Source organism: Desulfonatronum parangueonense (genome assembly GCF_054656975.1).
The window spans coordinates 3609162-3626412 of the sequence record NZ_BAAHXH010000003.1 but is presented as its reverse complement, the minus strand read 5'-3'; the positions used below and the strand labels follow the sequence as shown (position 1 = coordinate 3626412).

Here is a 17251-nt window from a genome sequence, read left to right as displayed (position 1 = left end):
ACAAACGTATGATACGCAGATGAGTTCGCTTCGTGAAAAACGCTGAAAGATAATGACTCAACTCAAGCTGTACATGCCCAGTCTGAAAACTATCGCCATGATCCAGGGCCTTCCCTGTAGACCGTGGACAGTTCCTCGCTGATCACCACCCGTACCTCTTTCTCCCCCTCCTGGAGAAAAACGTTCTTGGCAGGATCCAAGCCTTGATCCAGAGCCAGTTCCTCCCAGTGCTTGCGAACCTTTTCCGCTGCGTCGAGAATTTCTTGATTCTTGGCGGGGAGTTTGATGTGCCGGAATACCGGACTGTAATCGATCATGGTTCCACCTCCTGTTGGCGTTGGGCCGTTGGGCGTCTGATTGTTTTCCTTTTCATAGATTCGTGAATCTTGTTGTCAAGTAATCAGTCGTGTGGCTGCATTACAGGAGAAACAGACCATTCATTACCTGGCGCCCAAGTGGTAAATTGTCAGGAAAAAAACCGGGTGTTCAACTCAGTTGCGGCTAATTGCTATAAAAGTTGTCTTATCGAAAATGGATGTCTACGACCGGTCCACATGAGTTCGGCGGCGGCGAGCAGAGTTGCAGTAACTGGCCAAAGGAGTTTCCTCTCTCAGCCCGGTCCAGGAAACGGGAGTCGAAACGCTCAGTCTCTGCCCCGACAAGATCAAGATTCGCTCGTACTTTCGCAAGGGTGGGAATATCTCCTCATGGCCAACGACACCTTTCTTGGCTTGACCAATTTTAGCGATACCTTGTGTAGGGATTTCGGGACAAATGCCACAGCTCATTCAGCGCTGGGCCGGTGTAGCGGTGCGAGGTCGGTGAAATTCATTGCCCGTCGTGGGGCTCTTCATTCATGAAATCTGAAATCTATAAGATTCTGATGGCGGTTCGTCTGAGTCATAGTTGAAATCAACCATCCTTACATCGTAAACGCCACCCTTCTCAAGCCCCCGAATCTCAAAAAGTCTGACTGTCCCAGATAGATTACATGTTCATATCCAATAACATGCTCCACCAATGCAGCGGGTACCCAGCCTTTTTCGTCATACGTCTTGTTCAAGTTCACAATAGGCCTAATTTCAACCGACGCATTGAAGTGTGATGTCAGCTTTCCCCAAAAAGAGTAGTAATAGATTCGCACCACTACCCTGCCACCGATTTCTAGGAACTCCACCCGTTCGATTGTGGCGATGTGTTTTTTTAGATATCTTTCATCATATTGGTCCTTCTTTTCTTCGGCCTCCCGTACATCATTGAACGCCCTGAGTATTTCTTCTCTTACACCAGCCTGTCGCTCTGTGTCATTCCCGCCTGAAATCCAAGAAACAATAGCGAACAACATGGAAACGATGCTGATTACCAAGCCTACCGTCGTGTATTTGCTTGGGAGGCTCCAGTCTTTCCATTGTTTTCTGCTCGGAATCATTTCTTATCAGCTCACCGGCGCAAGTCGCCTGACAGAGAAAAGACAGCTCGGCGCTGTTTCACTGGCACGGTAAACCTAGTTTGTTGGAAGCATCACTTCTGGTGTTTTCTTTGGTCGAGCAAGTACGCTTGGAGTAGTCGTTCTGACCGTATTATATGCAGAATGTAGACAGTTTCTCCATCGACACGGTAGAATACGCGACATGGAGGAACAACGACTTCGCGATACGATGAGCGAGGGAGTTCCCGAGGTATCTTCCCCGAATTCGGGTAGAATTCGAGTCGCTCGACGCAATCGAAGACCCTCTGGACATACCGAGATGCGGCATGGGGATTGTCGAGCGCGATGTACTCGGCGATCTCATCAAGATCGAGCAATGCGGGCTCAGTCCAGATCAGCCGAGCCATTTCCTCATTTTCTGCTTGGCCTCAGCATTCGAGAAGGTGCGGTTCTCCATCACTGCGCGCTCCCCACGCGCGATTCCCTCCAAAATTTGCATTCGGGCCAGCATGTATTCGTAGGAATCCACGTCGACAAGGTAAGCAGAGGGCTTTCCGTGTTCTGTAATGAGTACCGGCTCGCCCGTCTCGCGAAGCTCGGCCAGCACCCGAGTGGCTTGGCGTTTAAGCGTGGTAACGAGTTCAGTTTTCATGTTGTAATGATACTATTGTGTCACTTCCGCGTCTAGTCATTCTTTCGCATTCAACGCTGCAGGTCCGGAAACTGAGCGCCACTGCTTGAGTTCACAATCTTCTTGAACAGATTATGGCACTTTGTTTCGATGTAACTATTCAGTACATGATGTGCGACCTGCCTCTGACATCGGGGTCGGTGTCGGGGTCGGAATCGGTTTCGAAAAATGTTGAGAAGACCTATGCATGGCTCCGCCTGCGATCCCGATTCCGATACCGACCCCGACTGCGATGCCAAAGTCCGCAGGGCAGTAGCATGCTGAACAGTTACGTTTCGATTTCGAATTAGATATCGATCCGACAGCGCGTGAGACTCGAGAATAATCTTCATTAGCCAGGGCAGACACTCATGGCCTGGGACTCCTGTGCGAGGGGGGGCGATCAATGTCGAAAAAGATTTTTTGACCAGGAAAAAACCGTTGCTTAGGCTCGAGGCCTCCAATTAAACACCACGAAGAGCACGAAGAAAGACGAAAAGGATACACCTGTCGCCGTGCTGCGCATTCGCAAGTATCACACAGACCCCGCCTTCGTATCCTTCGTGCCCTTCGTGGTTAATCATCCTGAACATGGATTAGCTGAGTAGTTGCGCCTCAATAAAAAACGAGCCGGCAACCTTTGAGGTTGCCGGCTCGTTTTTTTGTTGTTTGGAATGGGATCTACTGCATCAATCTGCGCAACTGGTCCACAACCTCTTGGAGCTTGTCCACCGCGTCGCGCAATCCCTGGTTGAAATCAGGGAGTCTCAGGAAAGGCTCGGGTTCGTCTTCCGGAAGCTCCACCACCGGCGCAACCGGAGGCAGATCGCCGACCAGGGCGCTGATGGACGCGTCCAGGGTCTGGTGCATGACCACTTGCCTTGAGTCCGCCAGAATGATCCGGCGCAGTTCCGGAAAGTCGATGGTTTCCGGACGCAGGAAGACCGGTTCGGCGTAGAGGATGGAATCGCCGATGGGGATGACCAGGAGAATGCCCCGGAAGACCTCCGATCCGACCTGGCCCCACAAGGTGAACTGCTCGGAGATGACCGCGTCGTTGTCGATGCGTGCCTCCACCTGGCTGGGACCGTCCACGTGTCTTCCCGTGGGGAAGCGGTACAAGACAAGGTCGCCGTAGTGCTCCCCGTCGCTGCGCGCCGCCATCCAGCCCACGAGATTGTGCCGGTTGATGGGCGTGAAGGGCTGGATCAGCAGAAACTCCTCCCGCTCGGCGCCGGGCAGACGGGCCACGATGTAGTAGGGCCGCAGGATTTCCGTCTGGCCGAAGGAGTGCTGCATGGGCACGGACCACTGGTCTTCCTTGTTGTAGAAGACCACCGGATCTTCCATATGGTACTGCAGAAGCATCTGGGTCTGCACCGTGAACAGATCCTGGGGAAAGCGCACATGACGCCGGAGATATTCCGGCAACTCATCTTGCGACTTGAACAGGTCGGGAAACATGTCCTGATAGGTGCGAATCAAAGGATCGTTTTCGTCGTAGACGTAGTAGGTGATGGTCCCGTGATACGCGTCGACCACGGCCTTGACGCTGTTGCGTATATAATTGAAGCGACGGTCCCAGGGAGTGGAATAGGGGTAGCGGTTCGTGGTGGTGTAGGCGTCCTGGATCCAGAACAGCCGGCCGTCAGCCACCACGGAATAGGCTTCACGATCACGCATCAGGAACGGAGTCACCGTGGCGAAGCGTTCCGGCACGGTGCGGCGGTACTGGATTCGGCTTTCGGGGGTTACCTCGCCGGAAATGAGAATGTTCACGTCTTTGAACTGCCAAGCGTACATCAGACGACGGAAGAAGGAACTGAGCTGAATTCCTCCGTCGCCTTGATAATGCGTGTACACAGGACCGTCCGGGCCGGGAAAGTTGAATTCCTGCATCCGGCTGTTCACGATGAGGTATTCCAGGCTTTTCAGGCCGTAATATATCTCGGGACGCTCCAGGGGGATTTCCCCTGCCGGAGGCAGATCGCGGATGAAGAAGTCCGGTCGGCCGCCGGGCTGGATTTCAGTCACCGGACTCATGGCCACGCCATATCCGTGGGTGAACTGGAGATGGCGATTGACCCAGCGCTGGGCCTCTGCCGGCAGTTTTTCCGCGGAGAGCTCTCGCGAAGCCAGCATGACCTGGCGCAGTTCGTCGCCCACCTGATAGCGGTCCGTATGCACGGCCAGGAAGTCGTAGTAGAGCCGGAAGAATTGAATCTGGTTGTAGCTTTGGAGCAGCGGCCCTTCGTCCCAGAGGCGGATATTCTGAATCGTGCCCTGGTTGGCCTCCAGCGTGGCGTGATCAACCTCGCCTATTGCCGGGTGGCTCATGGATCGGAGCCGGTCCAGGCCGAAAGCCTGGCGCGTATGAGAGATGTTGTTGGCCAGAAACTCGGTTTCCCGGGCCAGTTCGCTGGGCTCGACAAGCAGGCGCTGGACCACGGCCGGAACCAGACTGCCGAGAACGATGTTCAAGCCGAACCATGCGCCCACGGACCAGATCACCAGCTCCTTGCGGTGGGAACGGGCGGCAACGAGCAGCGCCGCGGCGACCAGCAGGGCCACGACGGCCATGAACGCCCTGGAGGGAAGATTGACCAGATTGTCCGTATAACCAACTCCGTAGACCGCGCCCATGGTCGAATAGAGCAGGTCGTAGCGGCTCAGCCAGTGCCCGGCGGCCACCAGCACGAACAGGAACGCGCCCAGGATGGCCAGGTGGGACAGGATCGCCCCCTTCAGGGCGAAGAACTCGCCGCGCAGCATGCTGTTCAGATAGTAGAACGCAGCCACGATGACCATTATCAGGACGGTCAGGCCAACCAGCCAGGAACGAAAGAATTCCAGGGCCGGCAAGGTGAAGATGTAGAAGGAAAAGTCATTGTTGAAGATGGGATCCGTGGTGTCGAAGGGTACCTGGTTCAAATAGCGCAGAACCGTGTTCCATTCCGCGGCGGGACCCGCTGCCAGAAGCAGGGCTGCCACCGCGGCGACGCCGCCCGTAAGCCAGATCAGCACGTTTCTGGCTGCGTTGTAGATGTGTGGCGGTAATTTATGGCCGCCGAGGGGGAACATTCGCCCCGTAACCCGTATGGCTGCTACAATGTTGGGTACGGCAAGGGCCAAAAACAGCAATGCCGCGCCGAGATACAAGGCCGCACGCGTGGAGACGATCTTAAAGAGCACCGCCTCATGGCCGACCTCGCTGAACCAGAGCCAGTCCGTGTAGAAGGACATGGCCCAGTTCAGTCCGGACCAAAGCACGATCAATGCCAGAACAAACAGACCCAGGCGGAGCATGCGATGGAACTTGGAAAAGTCGATCTCTTCGATCTTGAACTGTGAAAACGGGTCCTGAGGACCATGCGGCCCTTGGGGACCAAAAGAGAACAACATCAATGGACCTCCTTGATGGAGATTTTAGGTTAAATTGGACCGAGTTGGTTGGATATGGTTATGTTGCGGTCTTTATCGAATTTTCCTGGAAAAGGCCAGACGAAAGTCTCTTCAATGTGAGATCATCTACTGAAAACCGGAGCGGGAGTGAGGGATGATTATTGGTGCGGGGGTGGGTGGAATGGTTTTGAAGTTAGATTCGATTGCGATTGCGATTGCGATTTCGATTTCGATTTCGATTTTAAATTAAACGTATTCGCTAGAATTGAAAGGGATGCTGTTTGTATCAGCCTGCGGCTTTTACCGAGGGTGCAGGAAGCCGCGTACCAGTATTAGAACGACAAGGCCGGTCACGGCCGCGGACGCGGCCACGGCGCTGAAGCCGTAGGCAACGTAGAGCCAGCCGGACAGGGCGCCGCCCGCGGCATACCCCATGTTTTCGAAGGCCGCGGACAGACTGAGGTAACGGCCAAGATCACTCGGCGGAACCAGTTCGGTCTGCAGGGCTCGAAAAGCGCTGCCTCGGGCAGCCGCGCAACCCATGATCAAGGCGAAAAGAGGGTAGGCGCCCAGAGGCCAGTAGGCCAGCAACGGCGTGACCAGCATGAACATCCCGACACCGAGGGATCCGAAGATAATCAAACCCTGTCGCCCGATCCGGTCAGAAAGTCGCCCCAGGACAACGCTGCTGATAACCACGGCAACCCCGCCAACAGAGAAGACCCAGGCCACATCCTGACTGGAGAACATCAGGGAGCGCTCCATCCATAACGGGAAAAACGGGATGAACAGCCCCATCCCACCGAAGAGGCAAACTCCCACACCGCATGCGGCCAGGAGGCGGGGCGACGACAGGTAGCGCCGATAATCCAGAATCATTGTCGCCCAGGCAATGGACGGAGCGGGATCAAGCCGGGGCAACAGGCGCCAGGTCAGCCACGTCGCTCCGACCATGACCAGGCCGAGCAGGACAAAGGGCAGACGGTCGTCCATGAAGCCGGACAAGAAGACGCCGGCCGGGATGCCCACAATCTGTCCGGCGGCAAAGCCGCTGATGATCCACCCTGTGGCCCATCCGCGATGGGAAGGCGGAATATAATCGCCCACGGCGGCCAGGGTTCCCGTGGTCAATGCGCCGGCAATGGCGCCGGAAAGCACCCGCATGACCAGCATGGCCGTAAAGCTGGTGGCCCACCAGTGCGCGAAAAGTACAAGGGCCAACAGCATGCCGGCCAGGGTCAGAAGTCGGCGGCGCCCCAAGCGGTCGGAAATCGGTCCCCAGAGCAGCGTGCAGACGCCCATGGAGATGCCGTATCCGGAAATCAACCATCCCAGGTGCATCTCCGGCACGTCCAGCCGGATGCTGATGCGCGGCAGCAGCGGCGCAATGAGCATGAACTGGCTCCATGTGACAAAAAGGAGCACCCATAAAACCAGCAGAACCGCCCGGAAGGAAGCTGGATTGAACTGTATTGGAGCTCCGGGCGAAGGACCCGGTGAGGATTCTAGGGGAGGTGACGCGGCGGAAACGGAAGCCGATGATTTAATGGGGGACATGGCGGGATCAGGCTGCAGGAGGCATGGCGACCGTCAATGCCCTTGTCCCGGCCCTGAGCCATGATCCCCCTGGTTCATCGCTGTGATCCATTTTTTGGGATCTGTCGGACCTCAAGCGCAGCAGCGCAGCATCTTCACGCTGTCCTGAAAAAGCACTTCGATCATGTTCGGCTTGATGAACTGCTGGACGTAACCCGGGCCAAAGGTGGCGTGATTGATGACGTCACCGGGCTGGAAGGCTCCGGACATGGAATAGGGCAGCATGTTTTCCTGGGGAATGGTCTGAACCATTTTTTCCCAGTGGGCCGTCACTTCGGGAGACAATTTTTTGGGTGCGACGGCTTTCTTGCCCGTGGCCGCTTTTTTGACGCGAGGGGCCTTAGGCTGGGGTTCTTCCTTGGGAGGACGATACGCATGCTTTCCATTACAAACCTTGCATTGCACTTTTCCAATTTTATCATCAATCATGACCACAACATGGTGGTCGGTTACGGTTTTGCATTTCCGGCAAGCGGACTCCACCGAGCTGCCCGCCTGTATTTGTTCCATGATCATAACAATCCTTTCGGCTCTGCCCGGCGCGGCCGGACTTGGTGAGTAAAAAAAGCCACAAGGAGCAGCACCCTTGTGGCAAGTACGGAATGGTCATTCTATCCGTTTCCAGGGAAACAGGCAATGGCGGGCCGAAAAATACGACAAGACACGATTATTTCATCAATTTTTTCCGCTGGCGGTCTGGGATGCTTGAAGCCTGGCATGGTTGCAAGGTACAGGTTAATCAGCTTTCTGAAATGACACATGATGCTTGGATCATCGCCACGTGCCTCAACCTGTGCCGTCCTTCCTCCAAAGCGGGCTTTGCCCGCAACCCTGTTATCAGTTATTTGGATTTCCTGATAACCGATAACAAACAACTGATAACAATTTCTCGTTTTTTGTGACATCCTTGAAGCAGTAAGTCACTAACCACGGAGGTTTCATAATGGGTCGCGTATATGATGATAATTCCCTTTCCATAGGCAACACTCCCCTGGTGCGGCTGAACCGCATCATTGGGAACAGGAAGGTTCGAGTGCTGGGCAAAGTGGAAGGGCGCAATCCGGCCTATTCCGTCAAATGCCGCATCGGCGCGGCCATGATCTGGGATGCGGAAAAGCGCGGCATGCTGAAGCCGGGGGTGGAAATCGTCGAGCCCACCAGCGGCAATACCGGCATTGCCCTGGCCTATGTCTGCGCGGCGAGGGGCTATGGTTTGACCCTGACCATGCCGGACACCATGAGCATGGAGCGACGTCGGGTACTGGCGGCTTTCGGCGCCAAGCTGATCCTCACGCCGGGCACGGAAGGAATGAAAGGCGCCATCAGCCGTGCCGAGCAAATGGCCGCTGAAGATCCTGAGCGCTGGTTCATGCCCCAGCAGTTCATGAATCCGGCCAATCCGGCGATCCATGAAGCCACAACCGGACCGGAAATCTGGAACGACACCGACGGTGAGGTGGACGTGCTGGTCTCCGGTGTCGGCACCGGGGGGACCATCAGCGGCGTTTCCCGCTTCATCAAGCTCCAGAAAGGCAAGAAAATCCTGTCCGTGGCGGTTGAGCCGGCGGAAAGTCCGGTGATTTCCCAGACGCTGGCCGGACAGGAGCCGCAACCCGGAGCGCATAAGATCCAGGGGATCGGCGCGGGCTTCATCCCGCAAACATTGGATTTGTCGTTGGTGGATCGGGTGGAAAAGGTGGAGAGCGCCGAAGCCGTGGAATACGGCCGCCGTCTGGCCCTGGAAGAAGGCCTGCTCTGCGGCATCTCCTGCGGCGCGGCGGTTGCGGCGGCGGCCCGGCTGTCCTCCACCGAGGAATTCGAGGGCAAGACAATGGTCGTGATTCTGCCCGATGCCGGCGAACGGTATCTTTCCAGTGTGCTCTTTGAGGGAATCGGGTAGCTATTCCCGGATTTCCAGGGCAGCCGCCAGGGCCCTGGCTACCAGGGCGTGTTCCTTGGCGGCCAGAGTCCGGGGATCCAGGCAAAGGGCATCCTGTTCGATCCGTCCCACCAGTGGAGGGTCGGTTTCCAGGAGCCTGTCCCGCAGCATTTCCACGCCCAGATTCGGATTGCTTGGGCGGATGGCCACCAGGGTCGTGGGCAGATCCCGTTCCGGATAGGCCCCGCCGCCCACCCTGGACGCGCCGGGCAACAGCCGAACCTCGGCCTCCCCTCCCAGAACCCGGCGCAGGACTCGGGCCAGCTTGTCGGCCTGGCGTTTCAATTCCTCGGCCGAAGCGGTGATCATCCGCAGCGTCGGGATTTCTTTACGGGCCGACTCCGGGTCAAGATAAAGGCGCAACGTGGCCTCCAGAGCGGCCAGGGTCATCTTGTCGATGCGCAGAGCCCGGTTCATGGGGTTCTTTTTGATGGGGTCGATATATTCCTTGCGTCCGACAATGATGCCGGCCTGGGGGCCGCCCAGGACCTTGTCTCCGCTGAAGGTGACCACATCCGCGCCGGAGGCCACGGTTTCCTGCACCGTGGGTTCGTGATCCAGGCCGTAGGGCGTGAAGTCGAACAGGTTGCCGCTGCCCAAATCCTCCAGCACGGGCAGCCCGTGTCTGGCTCCCAAAGCGACCATGTCCCGCAGGCTGACCTCCTTCTGGAAGCCGATGATCCGGAAATTGGAGGTGTGCACCTTGAGCAGGGCAGCGGTTTCCGGTCCTATGGCCCGTTCGTAGTCATGCAGGTGCGTCCGGTTGGTGGCGCCCACTTCCCGCAGCACGGCTCCGCTTTTGGCCATCACGTCCGGGATGCGAAACGACCCGCCGATTTCCACGAGCTGTCCCCGGGAAACCACCACCTCCCTGCCCTTGGCCAGAGTATCCAGCATGAGCAGCACCGCGGCGGCATTGTTGTTCACCACCAATCCGGCCTCGGCCCCGGTCAATTTGCACAACAGCTCTTCCACATGCGCGTATCGGCTGCCCCGCTGCCCCGTGTCCAGAGAAAATTCCAGGTTTGAGTAAAAGGCGCAGGCCTCGGTCACGGCCTCCACTGCCTGCTGGGCCAGCAAAGAGCGCCCCAAATTGGTATGAACCACCACGCCGGTGGCGTTGATCACCCTCCGGAAGTGCGGCCGGGAAGAACGTTCCAGAAACGCGAGCAACGGCGCCTGCAACGCCGCCCAGTCAAGCTGCCCGGGGTCGGCGATGCGCCCGGAACGAATATCCGCACGCAACCGGTCAAGAAACACGTTCACTAGGTCCTTGAGCAAGGGTCGGGGCAGATGGGCGTAATGTTCCGCCTCGTCGATACGATGCAAAATCAGATCAACCGAGGGCAAGAGGCGGAAAAGTTCAGACATGGGGGCTCCATTGGAGATGATGCAGGAATTAAAACAACTTAACAATCAAGTCAGTAATTGCTCAATAAGATCGGGCAGCCTATCGTCGGGACTCGTGCTGCCTGGATACCGGCATGCGCCGGTATGACGGAATGGAGTACCTCGATAGCGAGTTCTCTCGGTCGTCACCCCGGCGCAGGCCGGGGTCCAGGTGTTTCTGTGTCATCCACTTGCCCGGAGTAATTGAGCAGCTACTCAAGCCATTCCGGATGCAGAGCATACGTCTCGGCCAGCAGGTACAGCGACCCACAAATCAGGATTGAACCGGTCAGCTGCCGGGCCTGCAGCAGCGCCGTCGCCGTATCCGGGACGGCCTTGGCTTGATGGCCGATTTTTTGGCAAATCTCGGCAGCCTGGCGGGTACGTTGATACGAGGGCAGCTCAGGAACGAGGATCGGCCCACGTGTCAATGCGCGGACAAGCGGAGCCATGGCTTTCAGATTCTTGTCCTGAAGACAGGTGAAGATCGCGGCCGCGGGACGAATTTTCAGCTCTGCCAGAGCCGCGACAAGGGCTTTCAGGGCCGGGGGGTTGTGAGCGCCGTCCAGGATAAATTCCGGAGTTCCGGGAATGCGCTGCAGACGCCCGGGCCAGCTCGCGTCGGCCAGAGCCTGGCAACATGCCTCGGGCCCCATGGTCCAGCCTCGATGGTTGCAGAGTTTTTCCCAGCCTTTCAGGGCCAATCCGGCATTGGCTTTTTGATGCGCGCCCGGCAACCCGGGGAACGGTTTCCATTGCTCTTGGGGACACGTGTCTGAAATGCCGGAAACATCCCGCTGTTCTTGGGTCAGGAACAGATTTGCGCCGTCCAGGGCGGCCGCTGTTGCCAGGGTGACCAGTACCGAGGGCTCCTGACGTGCGGAGACGACCATAATCCCAGGCTTGATGGCGCCGGCCTTGTCCAGGGCGATGTTCACCATCCCGGGACCAATGATCTGCTCGTGATCCAAACCTATTGGAGTAATCAGCAGCAGATCCGGGTCCCAGGTGGTGGTGGCGTCATTGAGCCCGCCCAGGCCGGCTTCCAGCACAGCCAGGTCAACCTTCTCCCTGAGAAAGCCCACCATGGCGATCAGCGTAATGGTTTCGAAATAGGTCAAGCCCAGGTCGGAACACTTCGCCTGCACGATATTCGCCCACTCCAAAACCTTTTCTTCCGAAGCAGGCCGGCCGTTGATGCGGATCCGCTCCCTGAGCGTCAGAAAATGCGGCGAGGTGAACAAGCCTGTGGTCAGTCCGTGTTCCTGGGCAATCCGGGCAAAGTAAAAGCTTGTAGACCCTTTGCCGTTGGTGCCCACCACCTGGACCAGGGTCATGAACGGACGGGCAATATCCAGCCGCTGCACGGCTTGACGCATCCGGTCAAAGCCCAGACGCATGTGAAACATGCCCAGTTGGTCCATGTGCCGCTGGAAGGCTGTGTAGTCGGGAAATTCAGAAATTGATGTCTTCGCCATCGCGCAACAGGTGGTAGGTATACCCCTCAAGGGCATGGTTGAGCTGTTCCTGGATCTCGCTGGAAAACGTCGACTTCATGTGCGAAATGCAGATCTTAGGTCGTGCATGCAGCTTTTCCAGTTCGGTACGCAGCAGGGCCGGGGTCAAATGCTTGGACAGCAACGCCAGCTCCTCCATGGAATTGGGAAAAGAGGCTTCAATGATCAGATGCTCCAAGTCAAAAGGCAGGTCGTTCAAAAAATGCCACCAGTCCTCGGTTGGACCGGTGTCTCCGGTAAAGGCGAAATTCGCGCCGCTTGCCTGTTCACGCAAAACGTAACCCGAGGCCGCTTTGGCATGGTTGACCGGGAATGTCGCCACCTGAAGGCCGTTGACGTCAACCCATGCACCCGGATCCAGCGGATTATACGCCAGCACGGGATTGCCGATGGCGGGCAGAACGGTAAAGTCCGGCCAGATCGTATCATTGAGCAGGTGGGTGCGGATGCTCTCCAGCACCGGAGCCAGGCCCTGGATGCGGACAGGACCATGCTCGTTGCGGACCACCAACTCGATCAGGTTGTCGGCCAGGAAAAGAATGTCCTTGATGTGGTCCAGGTGGGCGTGGGTGACCAGGATATCCTGTATTTTAGCCTGATCCGTCGAGGACAGGCTGGAGGTCACGGAGCCGGCGTCCAGGAGTATGGTCTTGTTCACAAGGAAAGAAGTCAGATTGTATCCCGGAAGATCTGAACCGGAACAACCCAGCACGTGCAGACGCATATTCTCCTTGCCTCCTGTGATTGATTGGGTAGGGAAAGTCAGGCCCCGCCTCACATGAAGTGAACCGCCCATTCCTCGTCCCGCAACAACGTCCGACTGTATCCGAAACTCTCGATGATGTCGCCCTGCATTTTTTGCACAATGCGGAGGCCAAGGTCAATTGTTTGCCGCTGGTTGCGGAAGCAAGCCGGAAGCCGCCCGGATGCGAGGAATCGCGAGAATTTGTCATTGAAACACGGGTTGACCACGTCCCTCCCATGGGATACCAGTCTGAAAAAAATATACGACTTCCCCGAAGGGGGAATTTCATGGCCAGGGCTGCCCAAACCAATCCAATGGGCGTCCTGGCTTTTCGTCATTGGGAAAACGAATTGAGCGCAGCGCTCACAACCGTCAACCAAAGGAAAACGTGATGGATTCCATCCCCATTTCCGTCGAAGGATTCCGGAAACTGGAGAAAGAGCTTGACCGGCTGAAGAGAGAGCGTCCGGAGATCATCGAGGCGATCAAGGTGGCCCGCGAGGAAGGCGATCTCCGGGAAAATGCCGGTTATGACGCGGCACGGGAACGCCAGGGCATGCTTGAGGCCAAGATCAAATTCATTGAATCGCGGATGTCCCGCTTCAATGTCATCGATCGCAAGACCCTCGGCGGATCGCGTATTGCTTTCGGGGCTACCGTGGAGCTGGAGGACCTGGATACCGAAGAACAAAAAAAATACACCCTTCTCGGTCCGGATGAGGCCGATCCCAACGAAGGCAGCATCTCTCTCGCCTCTCCCGTGGCCAGGGCGCTGATCGGCAAGGAGGAGGGAGACGAGGTGGTTGTCGACGCTCCCCGGGGCAAGATCCGCTACGAAATCGTTTCCGTCAGCTACGAGTTTTGATCTGAAAAGGAAACCTGGACTTGCGGATTGAAACCGGCCAAGAACTGCTGCTGAGCGTGCACAAGCCGACCCTCGGCGGCGATGGTCTGGCCCGTCATGAAGGCATGGCCGTGTTCGTGCCGGGTGTGCTGCCGGGGCAACGGGTTCTGGCTCGAGTTGCCTCGGTCAAGACCCGTCATGCCAGGGCGGAGCTGCTGGAGGTGGTGGAGCAGTCCCCGGAGCATGTTCCTCCGGAATGTCCGCATTTCGGAATTTGCGGCGGATGCGACTGGCTGCACATGGAGTACGGCCGACAGCTGCACTGGAAGCGCGAGCTGGTCCGCGAAACCCTGCGCCATATCGGCGGAATAGACGTCGAGGTCGCATCGACCATTGCCTCGCCATCCATCCGCGAGTACCGCAACAAGATGGAGTTCGCCTTTTCGCCCCGGGCCGTGACAATGAGCCGGCCTGACGATTTCAGCAAAAGCCCCCGGATCCTGTCAGCCGGCCCGGCCATCGGCCTGCGGCCCCGGGGCATAGCCAACCTGACGACTCCCATCCGGACCTGCATGCTCTGTCCGCAAGAGATGGTGGACGTTCAGAAGATTGTCGGCCAATGGGCCGCAAAGTCCGGCCTGGACGCCTATGATCCGGACTCCGGAAAAGGGTTTTGGCGACATCTTGTGCTGCGTCAAGGCGACGACTCGAATCATCTCATGGCCTGCCTGATCACCAGCGACGATCTCCGTGGAAAAGACATGGGCCCCCGTTTGGCCGAACACCTCGCCGGCCATGCCCCGCGGGTGAAGACCGTGGTGCATGAAGTGCGCAGGGGACGCAGCCCAGTAGCCCAGGGAGAACGTGTCGTCTCGGTTACCGGCCCGGACGAACTGCTCTACGAACTGGGCGGCATGACCCTGGCCATCTCCAGCCGGTCATTTTTTCAGACCAACACCCGTTCCGCCCTACGCCTCTACGAAGTAGTCCGCGAATTCGCCGGGTTGACCGGCGGGGAAACCCTTTGGGATCTGTACTCCGGAGTCGGCGCATTGGCATTGTATCTGGCAATCGGAGCCTCGGACGTTCTGGGGTTCGAGGTGGAGCCCGCGGCTGTGCGAAACGCCGAAGCCAACGCAGCCCGCAACGCCCGAGGTCTGGGTCAGACCAGGTGCCGGTTCCTGGCCGGCGATGTGGCGAAGACCATCCCCCGGGCCATGAATGCCAACCTGACCACCAAACCCGATGTGATCGTGGCCGACCCGCCTCGTGCAGGCATGCAGCCCGCCATCATCGCAAAGCTTCTGGAGATCGGCGCACCAAGACTGATCCTGGTCTCCTGCAACCCCGCCACCTTGGCCCGGGACGTCAAAAACCTCTCACCACATTATGTTCCCGGACGCATCCAGCCTGTTGACATGTTCCCCCATACATCGCATATCGAATGCGCTGTGGAATTGATTATGCGGTAATGTGGGCCTTCTTCATGATCGAGCAATTCCATAAATGACAAAACGACATTATAGCACCGCCTTATAAAGCTCATTCTGAAGTAAAAAATCGTAACTACCCAGATCATCCGGTAAAATCGACTGGATACCGGCCTTCGCCTGTATGACTGACTTGGTAAGAACATAGTACGATACGTCATTCCGGCGAAAGCCGGAATCCAGCACTATTGAGTGTCCACAGAGTATATACTGATTACTACAAAAATCTTTGGAACATGTTACGATTCATCCTCAAACCGCGATTCAAATTCTGGATAGGAGCATTGTTCCTCGCTCTTGGCCTGGTTGTCGCATTTCACCACCAGGGACAGATGCAACCGCTTTCAAGTTCCTTCCTCGCTCCGAAAGAACCCGCCGTTGATCCGGAAGAGCCGTTCTACAGAACCCATTTTGTCACAGATGGAGACACTCGGCTGGTCCATGCGGCCACCTCCGTGCATCGCCGCGACGGAATGCTGCAGGCCTTCTGGTTCGGCGGCACGCGAGAGGGGCACAAGGACGTCAAGATATACACGGCTGAGTTTGATCCCGATGAACAGCACTGGCATGATGAAACGGTCCTGGTGACCAGAGCATGCACCCAGGCCGGTGAAGGCCGATATATCAGGAAGCTCGGCAATCCGGTGGCCGGGATTGATCCGGACGGCCGGATCTGGCTGTTCTACGTCAGCGTTTCCTTCGGCGGCTGGAGCGGCAGTTCCATCAATTTGATCATGTCCGAGGACAACGGCCGGACCTGGACCGAACCGCGGCAGTTGATCACCTCCCCGTTTCTGAACATCAGCACCCTGGTCAAGGGGCCGCCCGTCTTTTTCACGGACGGAACTCTGGGGTTGCCCGTTTACCATGAATTCCTTCGTAAATTTTCTGAATTTCTGCGCCTGGATCATCAGGGTCGCGTCGTAAGCAAGACCCGCATTACCTGGGGCAGGTCGGCTATTCAGCCTGTGGTTTTTCCCAAAGATGAGCACAACGCCGTGGTCCTGATGCGCAACGTTGATTCCGATTGGCCACGTAGAGCCTGGATCAGCGCCACTACAGACGCGGGGCGAACCTGGTCTCAACCTGAACGTACTGAAATCGCAAACCAGGACTCCGCCCTCGGCGGCCTTGCAGCCGGACCGAGGACGCTGCTGAGCGTGGCCAATGTTTCGGAACACCGCCGCTCCGCCTTGAGTTTGCTGCGTTCACGTGATCAGGGTCGATCCTGGTCCTTCGTGCATGACGTGGAGCCTCCTCAGGCTTCACTGACACCAGAACATTTTCCCAACGAAGTGGTGCGCATTCTTGCCGACCAGTTGCCTGCCGACCTCTCGCCCGGCACGGTGGCTGCCGCGGCCGCCGACACCCAATGCGAATACGGTCGGCCGCATTGCCACTTCCGCTTTGATTACCCGTGGCTGATGAAGGACAATATTGGGCGTTTCCATCTTTTCTACACCTGGAACCGATCCTTCATCCGCCATGTGACCTTCAACCAGGCATGGCTGGCTGAACAATCCGACCAGTCTCTGACCAAACTCGCGTATCAAGAATATCGGTGATGATTCCGTCCCCAGTCCATTTTGGTCTCCTGATCAGTGCCGTGGTCGCCGCCTGTTGCCTGGCAGTGGCTGTTCCCGCATTGTCCTCCGTCTTCCGCTTTCCCGCTGCCTTTTGGACGCCAGGCAGGCTGTCGCTCCTGTTTTTTGCTGCACTGACAGGACTTTTCGTTCCCACCTCGGGAACTTCCGCCCTGTACCACCTGCGCGGACTCGTGGGGGAATTCAGCATGACCACGCTGATCCTGGCCATGGTTCTGTTCATTTCCCGCCTGCGCGGCCAGGCATTGATCGATCCGGCGCAGTGCCTGATCATCCTGTTCGGTCTTTCGGCAACAGGTCTGTTGTTCTATCCGCCGGCCCTGGGCCTGACGCGGTTCGATCCCTATGTCTGGGGGTACTTTACGACCCCGCTTCTTCTTGGACTCGGCCTGGCGGGCGGCATCGCCCTGGCTCTGCGGCTGTACTGGATCGTCTTCATCCTCGGCACGGCCCTGCTCGCCGCGAGTCTGGAATTGCTGCCGTCGTCGAACATCTGGGACTACCTGATGGATCCTGTTGTCGTCATCGCAGCCATCGTCGCCGCCCCCGTTTTCCTCTATCAACGACGAGCGAGCGCCCCCCGAAGCATGGCATCGCCCCGCTCCGAGCAATCAACCTTTCAGTAA

At 57.4% G+C, this 17251-nt stretch carries 16 protein-coding genes; 6 read left to right on the top strand and 10 right to left on the bottom strand.

Annotated features, from left to right (window positions below):
* Nucleotides 1-89 precede the first annotated feature (89 nt).
* The 7 genes from ACYQ15_RS16260 to ACYQ15_RS16230 all read right to left on the bottom strand — a co-directional run bounded on the left by ACYQ15_RS16260 (nucleotide 90) and on the right by ACYQ15_RS16230 (nucleotide 7607).
* Nucleotides 90-317, bottom strand: coding sequence for a hypothetical protein (locus tag ACYQ15_RS16260; protein WP_459938552.1), 228 nt, complete (start codon nucleotides 315-317; stop codon nucleotides 90-92).
* A gap of 605 nt (nucleotides 318-922) precedes the next feature.
* Nucleotides 923-1345: a hypothetical protein gene (locus tag ACYQ15_RS16255; RefSeq protein ID WP_459938551.1), complete on the bottom strand. Its 423-nt coding sequence runs from the start codon at nucleotides 1343-1345 to the stop codon at nucleotides 923-925.
* A 176-nt stretch (nucleotides 1346-1521) separates the two neighbouring features.
* Nucleotides 1522-1836, bottom strand: coding sequence for a type II toxin-antitoxin system RelE/ParE family toxin (locus ACYQ15_RS16250; protein ID WP_459938550.1), 315 nt, complete (start codon nucleotides 1834-1836; stop codon nucleotides 1522-1524).
* Nucleotides 1824-2081, bottom strand: coding sequence for a type II toxin-antitoxin system Phd/YefM family antitoxin (locus tag ACYQ15_RS16245; protein ID WP_459938549.1), 258 nt, complete (start codon nucleotides 2079-2081; stop codon nucleotides 1824-1826). The genes ACYQ15_RS16250 and ACYQ15_RS16245 overlap by 13 nt, the downstream gene beginning before the upstream one ends.
* 699 nt (nucleotides 2082-2780) lie before the next feature.
* Nucleotides 2781-5501, bottom strand: a complete 2721-nt coding sequence (locus ACYQ15_RS16240; protein WP_459938548.1) for a UPF0182 family membrane protein — start codon at nucleotides 5499-5501, stop codon at nucleotides 2781-2783.
* A 300-nt stretch (nucleotides 5502-5801) separates the two neighbouring features.
* The gene (locus tag ACYQ15_RS16235) at nucleotides 5802-7058 is read right to left on the bottom strand and encodes an MFS transporter (RefSeq protein WP_459938547.1); all 1257 of its coding nucleotides are present in this window, start codon (nucleotides 7056-7058) and stop codon (nucleotides 5802-5804) included.
* A gap of 111 nt (nucleotides 7059-7169) precedes the next feature.
* Entirely contained in the window at nucleotides 7170-7607 is a 438-nt protein-coding gene (locus tag ACYQ15_RS16230) for a hypothetical protein (RefSeq protein WP_459938546.1), read from the bottom strand.
* Nucleotides 7608-7651: 44 nt separating this feature from the next.
* On the opposite strand from ACYQ15_RS16230, the gene ACYQ15_RS16225 reads away from it, so the two are divergent.
* Both ACYQ15_RS16225 and cysK read left to right on the top strand, forming a co-directional pair.
* The gene (locus tag ACYQ15_RS16225; protein WP_459938545.1) at nucleotides 7652-7999 is read left to right on the top strand and encodes a hypothetical protein; all 348 of its coding nucleotides are present in this window, start codon (nucleotides 7652-7654) and stop codon (nucleotides 7997-7999) included.
* Nucleotides 8000-8040: 41 nt separating this feature from the next.
* Nucleotides 8041-8997 (top strand): cysteine synthase A, encoded by a 957-nt coding sequence (cysK, locus tag ACYQ15_RS16220; RefSeq protein WP_459938544.1) that lies wholly within the window; start codon nucleotides 8041-8043, stop codon nucleotides 8995-8997.
* Here the strand turns inward: cysK and selA are convergent, their stop codons facing one another.
* The 3 genes from selA to ACYQ15_RS16205 all read right to left on the bottom strand — a co-directional run bounded on the left by selA (nucleotide 8998) and on the right by ACYQ15_RS16205 (nucleotide 12666).
* The gene (selA, locus tag ACYQ15_RS16215; protein ID WP_459938543.1) at nucleotides 8998-10407 is read right to left on the bottom strand and encodes an L-seryl-tRNA(Sec) selenium transferase; all 1410 of its coding nucleotides are present in this window, start codon (nucleotides 10405-10407) and stop codon (nucleotides 8998-9000) included.
* A 230-nt stretch (nucleotides 10408-10637) separates the two neighbouring features.
* On the bottom strand, nucleotides 10638-11903 hold the full coding sequence (locus tag ACYQ15_RS16210; protein WP_459938542.1) for a bifunctional folylpolyglutamate synthase/dihydrofolate synthase: 1266 nt from the start codon (nucleotides 11901-11903) through the stop codon (nucleotides 10638-10640).
* Nucleotides 11881-12666 (bottom strand): MBL fold metallo-hydrolase, encoded by a 786-nt coding sequence (locus ACYQ15_RS16205; protein WP_459938541.1) that lies wholly within the window; start codon nucleotides 12664-12666, stop codon nucleotides 11881-11883. The genes ACYQ15_RS16210 and ACYQ15_RS16205 overlap by 23 nt, the downstream gene beginning before the upstream one ends.
* 412 nt (nucleotides 12667-13078) lie before the next feature.
* Between ACYQ15_RS16205 and greA the strand changes: the two genes are divergently transcribed.
* The 4 genes from greA to ACYQ15_RS16185 all read left to right on the top strand — a co-directional run bounded on the left by greA (nucleotide 13079) and on the right by ACYQ15_RS16185 (nucleotide 17251).
* Nucleotides 13079-13552 carry a transcription elongation factor GreA gene (gene greA / locus ACYQ15_RS16200; protein ID WP_459938540.1) on the top strand — a complete coding sequence of 158 codons (474 nt, stop codon included), beginning with the start codon at nucleotides 13079-13081 and terminating at the stop codon, nucleotides 13550-13552.
* A 20-nt stretch (nucleotides 13553-13572) separates the two neighbouring features.
* Nucleotides 13573-15003 carry a 23S rRNA (uracil(1939)-C(5))-methyltransferase RlmD gene (gene rlmD / locus ACYQ15_RS16195; RefSeq protein WP_459938539.1) on the top strand — a complete coding sequence of 477 codons (1431 nt, stop codon included), beginning with the start codon at nucleotides 13573-13575 and terminating at the stop codon, nucleotides 15001-15003.
* 350 nt (nucleotides 15004-15353) lie between these two features.
* Complete coding sequence (locus tag ACYQ15_RS16190) at nucleotides 15354-16586, top strand: sialidase family protein (protein ID WP_459938538.1); 1233 nt, start codon at nucleotides 15354-15356, stop codon at nucleotides 16584-16586.
* The gene (locus ACYQ15_RS16185; RefSeq protein ID WP_459938537.1) at nucleotides 16586-17251 is read left to right on the top strand and encodes a hypothetical protein; all 666 of its coding nucleotides are present in this window, start codon (nucleotides 16586-16588) and stop codon (nucleotides 17249-17251) included. The genes ACYQ15_RS16190 and ACYQ15_RS16185 overlap by 1 nt, the downstream gene beginning before the upstream one ends.

Coding starts and splice junctions, on each gene's coding strand:
- ACYQ15_RS16260 (WP_459938552.1), bottom strand. CDS start 317: ATGATCGATTACAGTCCGGTATTCCGGCACATCAAACTCCCCGCCAAG.
- ACYQ15_RS16255 (WP_459938551.1), bottom strand. CDS start 1,345: ATGTTGTTCGCTATTGTTTCTTGGATTTCAGGCGGGAATGACACAGAG.
- ACYQ15_RS16250 (WP_459938550.1), bottom strand. CDS start 1,836: ATGGCTCGGCTGATCTGGACTGAGCCCGCATTGCTCGATCTTGATGAG.
- ACYQ15_RS16245 (WP_459938549.1), bottom strand. CDS start 2,081: ATGAAAACTGAACTCGTTACCACGCTTAAACGCCAAGCCACTCGGGTG.
- ACYQ15_RS16240 (WP_459938548.1), bottom strand. CDS start 5,501: ATGTTGTTCTCTTTTGGTCCCCAAGGGCCGCATGGTCCTCAGGACCCG.
- ACYQ15_RS16235 (WP_459938547.1), bottom strand. CDS start 7,058: ATGTCCCCCATTAAATCATCGGCTTCCGTTTCCGCCGCGTCACCTCCC.
- ACYQ15_RS16230 (WP_459938546.1), bottom strand. CDS start 7,607: ATGGAACAAATACAGGCGGGCAGCTCGGTGGAGTCCGCTTGCCGGAAA.
- cysK (WP_459938544.1), top strand. CDS start 8,041: ATGGGTCGCGTATATGATGATAATTCCCTTTCCATAGGCAACACTCCC.
- selA (WP_459938543.1), bottom strand. CDS start 10,407: ATGTCTGAACTTTTCCGCCTCTTGCCCTCGGTTGATCTGATTTTGCAT.
- ACYQ15_RS16210 (WP_459938542.1), bottom strand. CDS start 11,903: ATGGCGAAGACATCAATTTCTGAATTTCCCGACTACACAGCCTTCCAG.
- ACYQ15_RS16205 (WP_459938541.1), bottom strand. CDS start 12,666: ATGCGTCTGCACGTGCTGGGTTGTTCCGGTTCAGATCTTCCGGGATAC.
- greA (WP_459938540.1), top strand. CDS start 13,079: ATGGATTCCATCCCCATTTCCGTCGAAGGATTCCGGAAACTGGAGAAA.
- ACYQ15_RS16190 (WP_459938538.1), top strand. CDS start 15,354: ATGCAACCGCTTTCAAGTTCCTTCCTCGCTCCGAAAGAACCCGCCGTT.
- ACYQ15_RS16185 (WP_459938537.1), top strand. CDS start 16,586: ATGATTCCGTCCCCAGTCCATTTTGGTCTCCTGATCAGTGCCGTGGTC.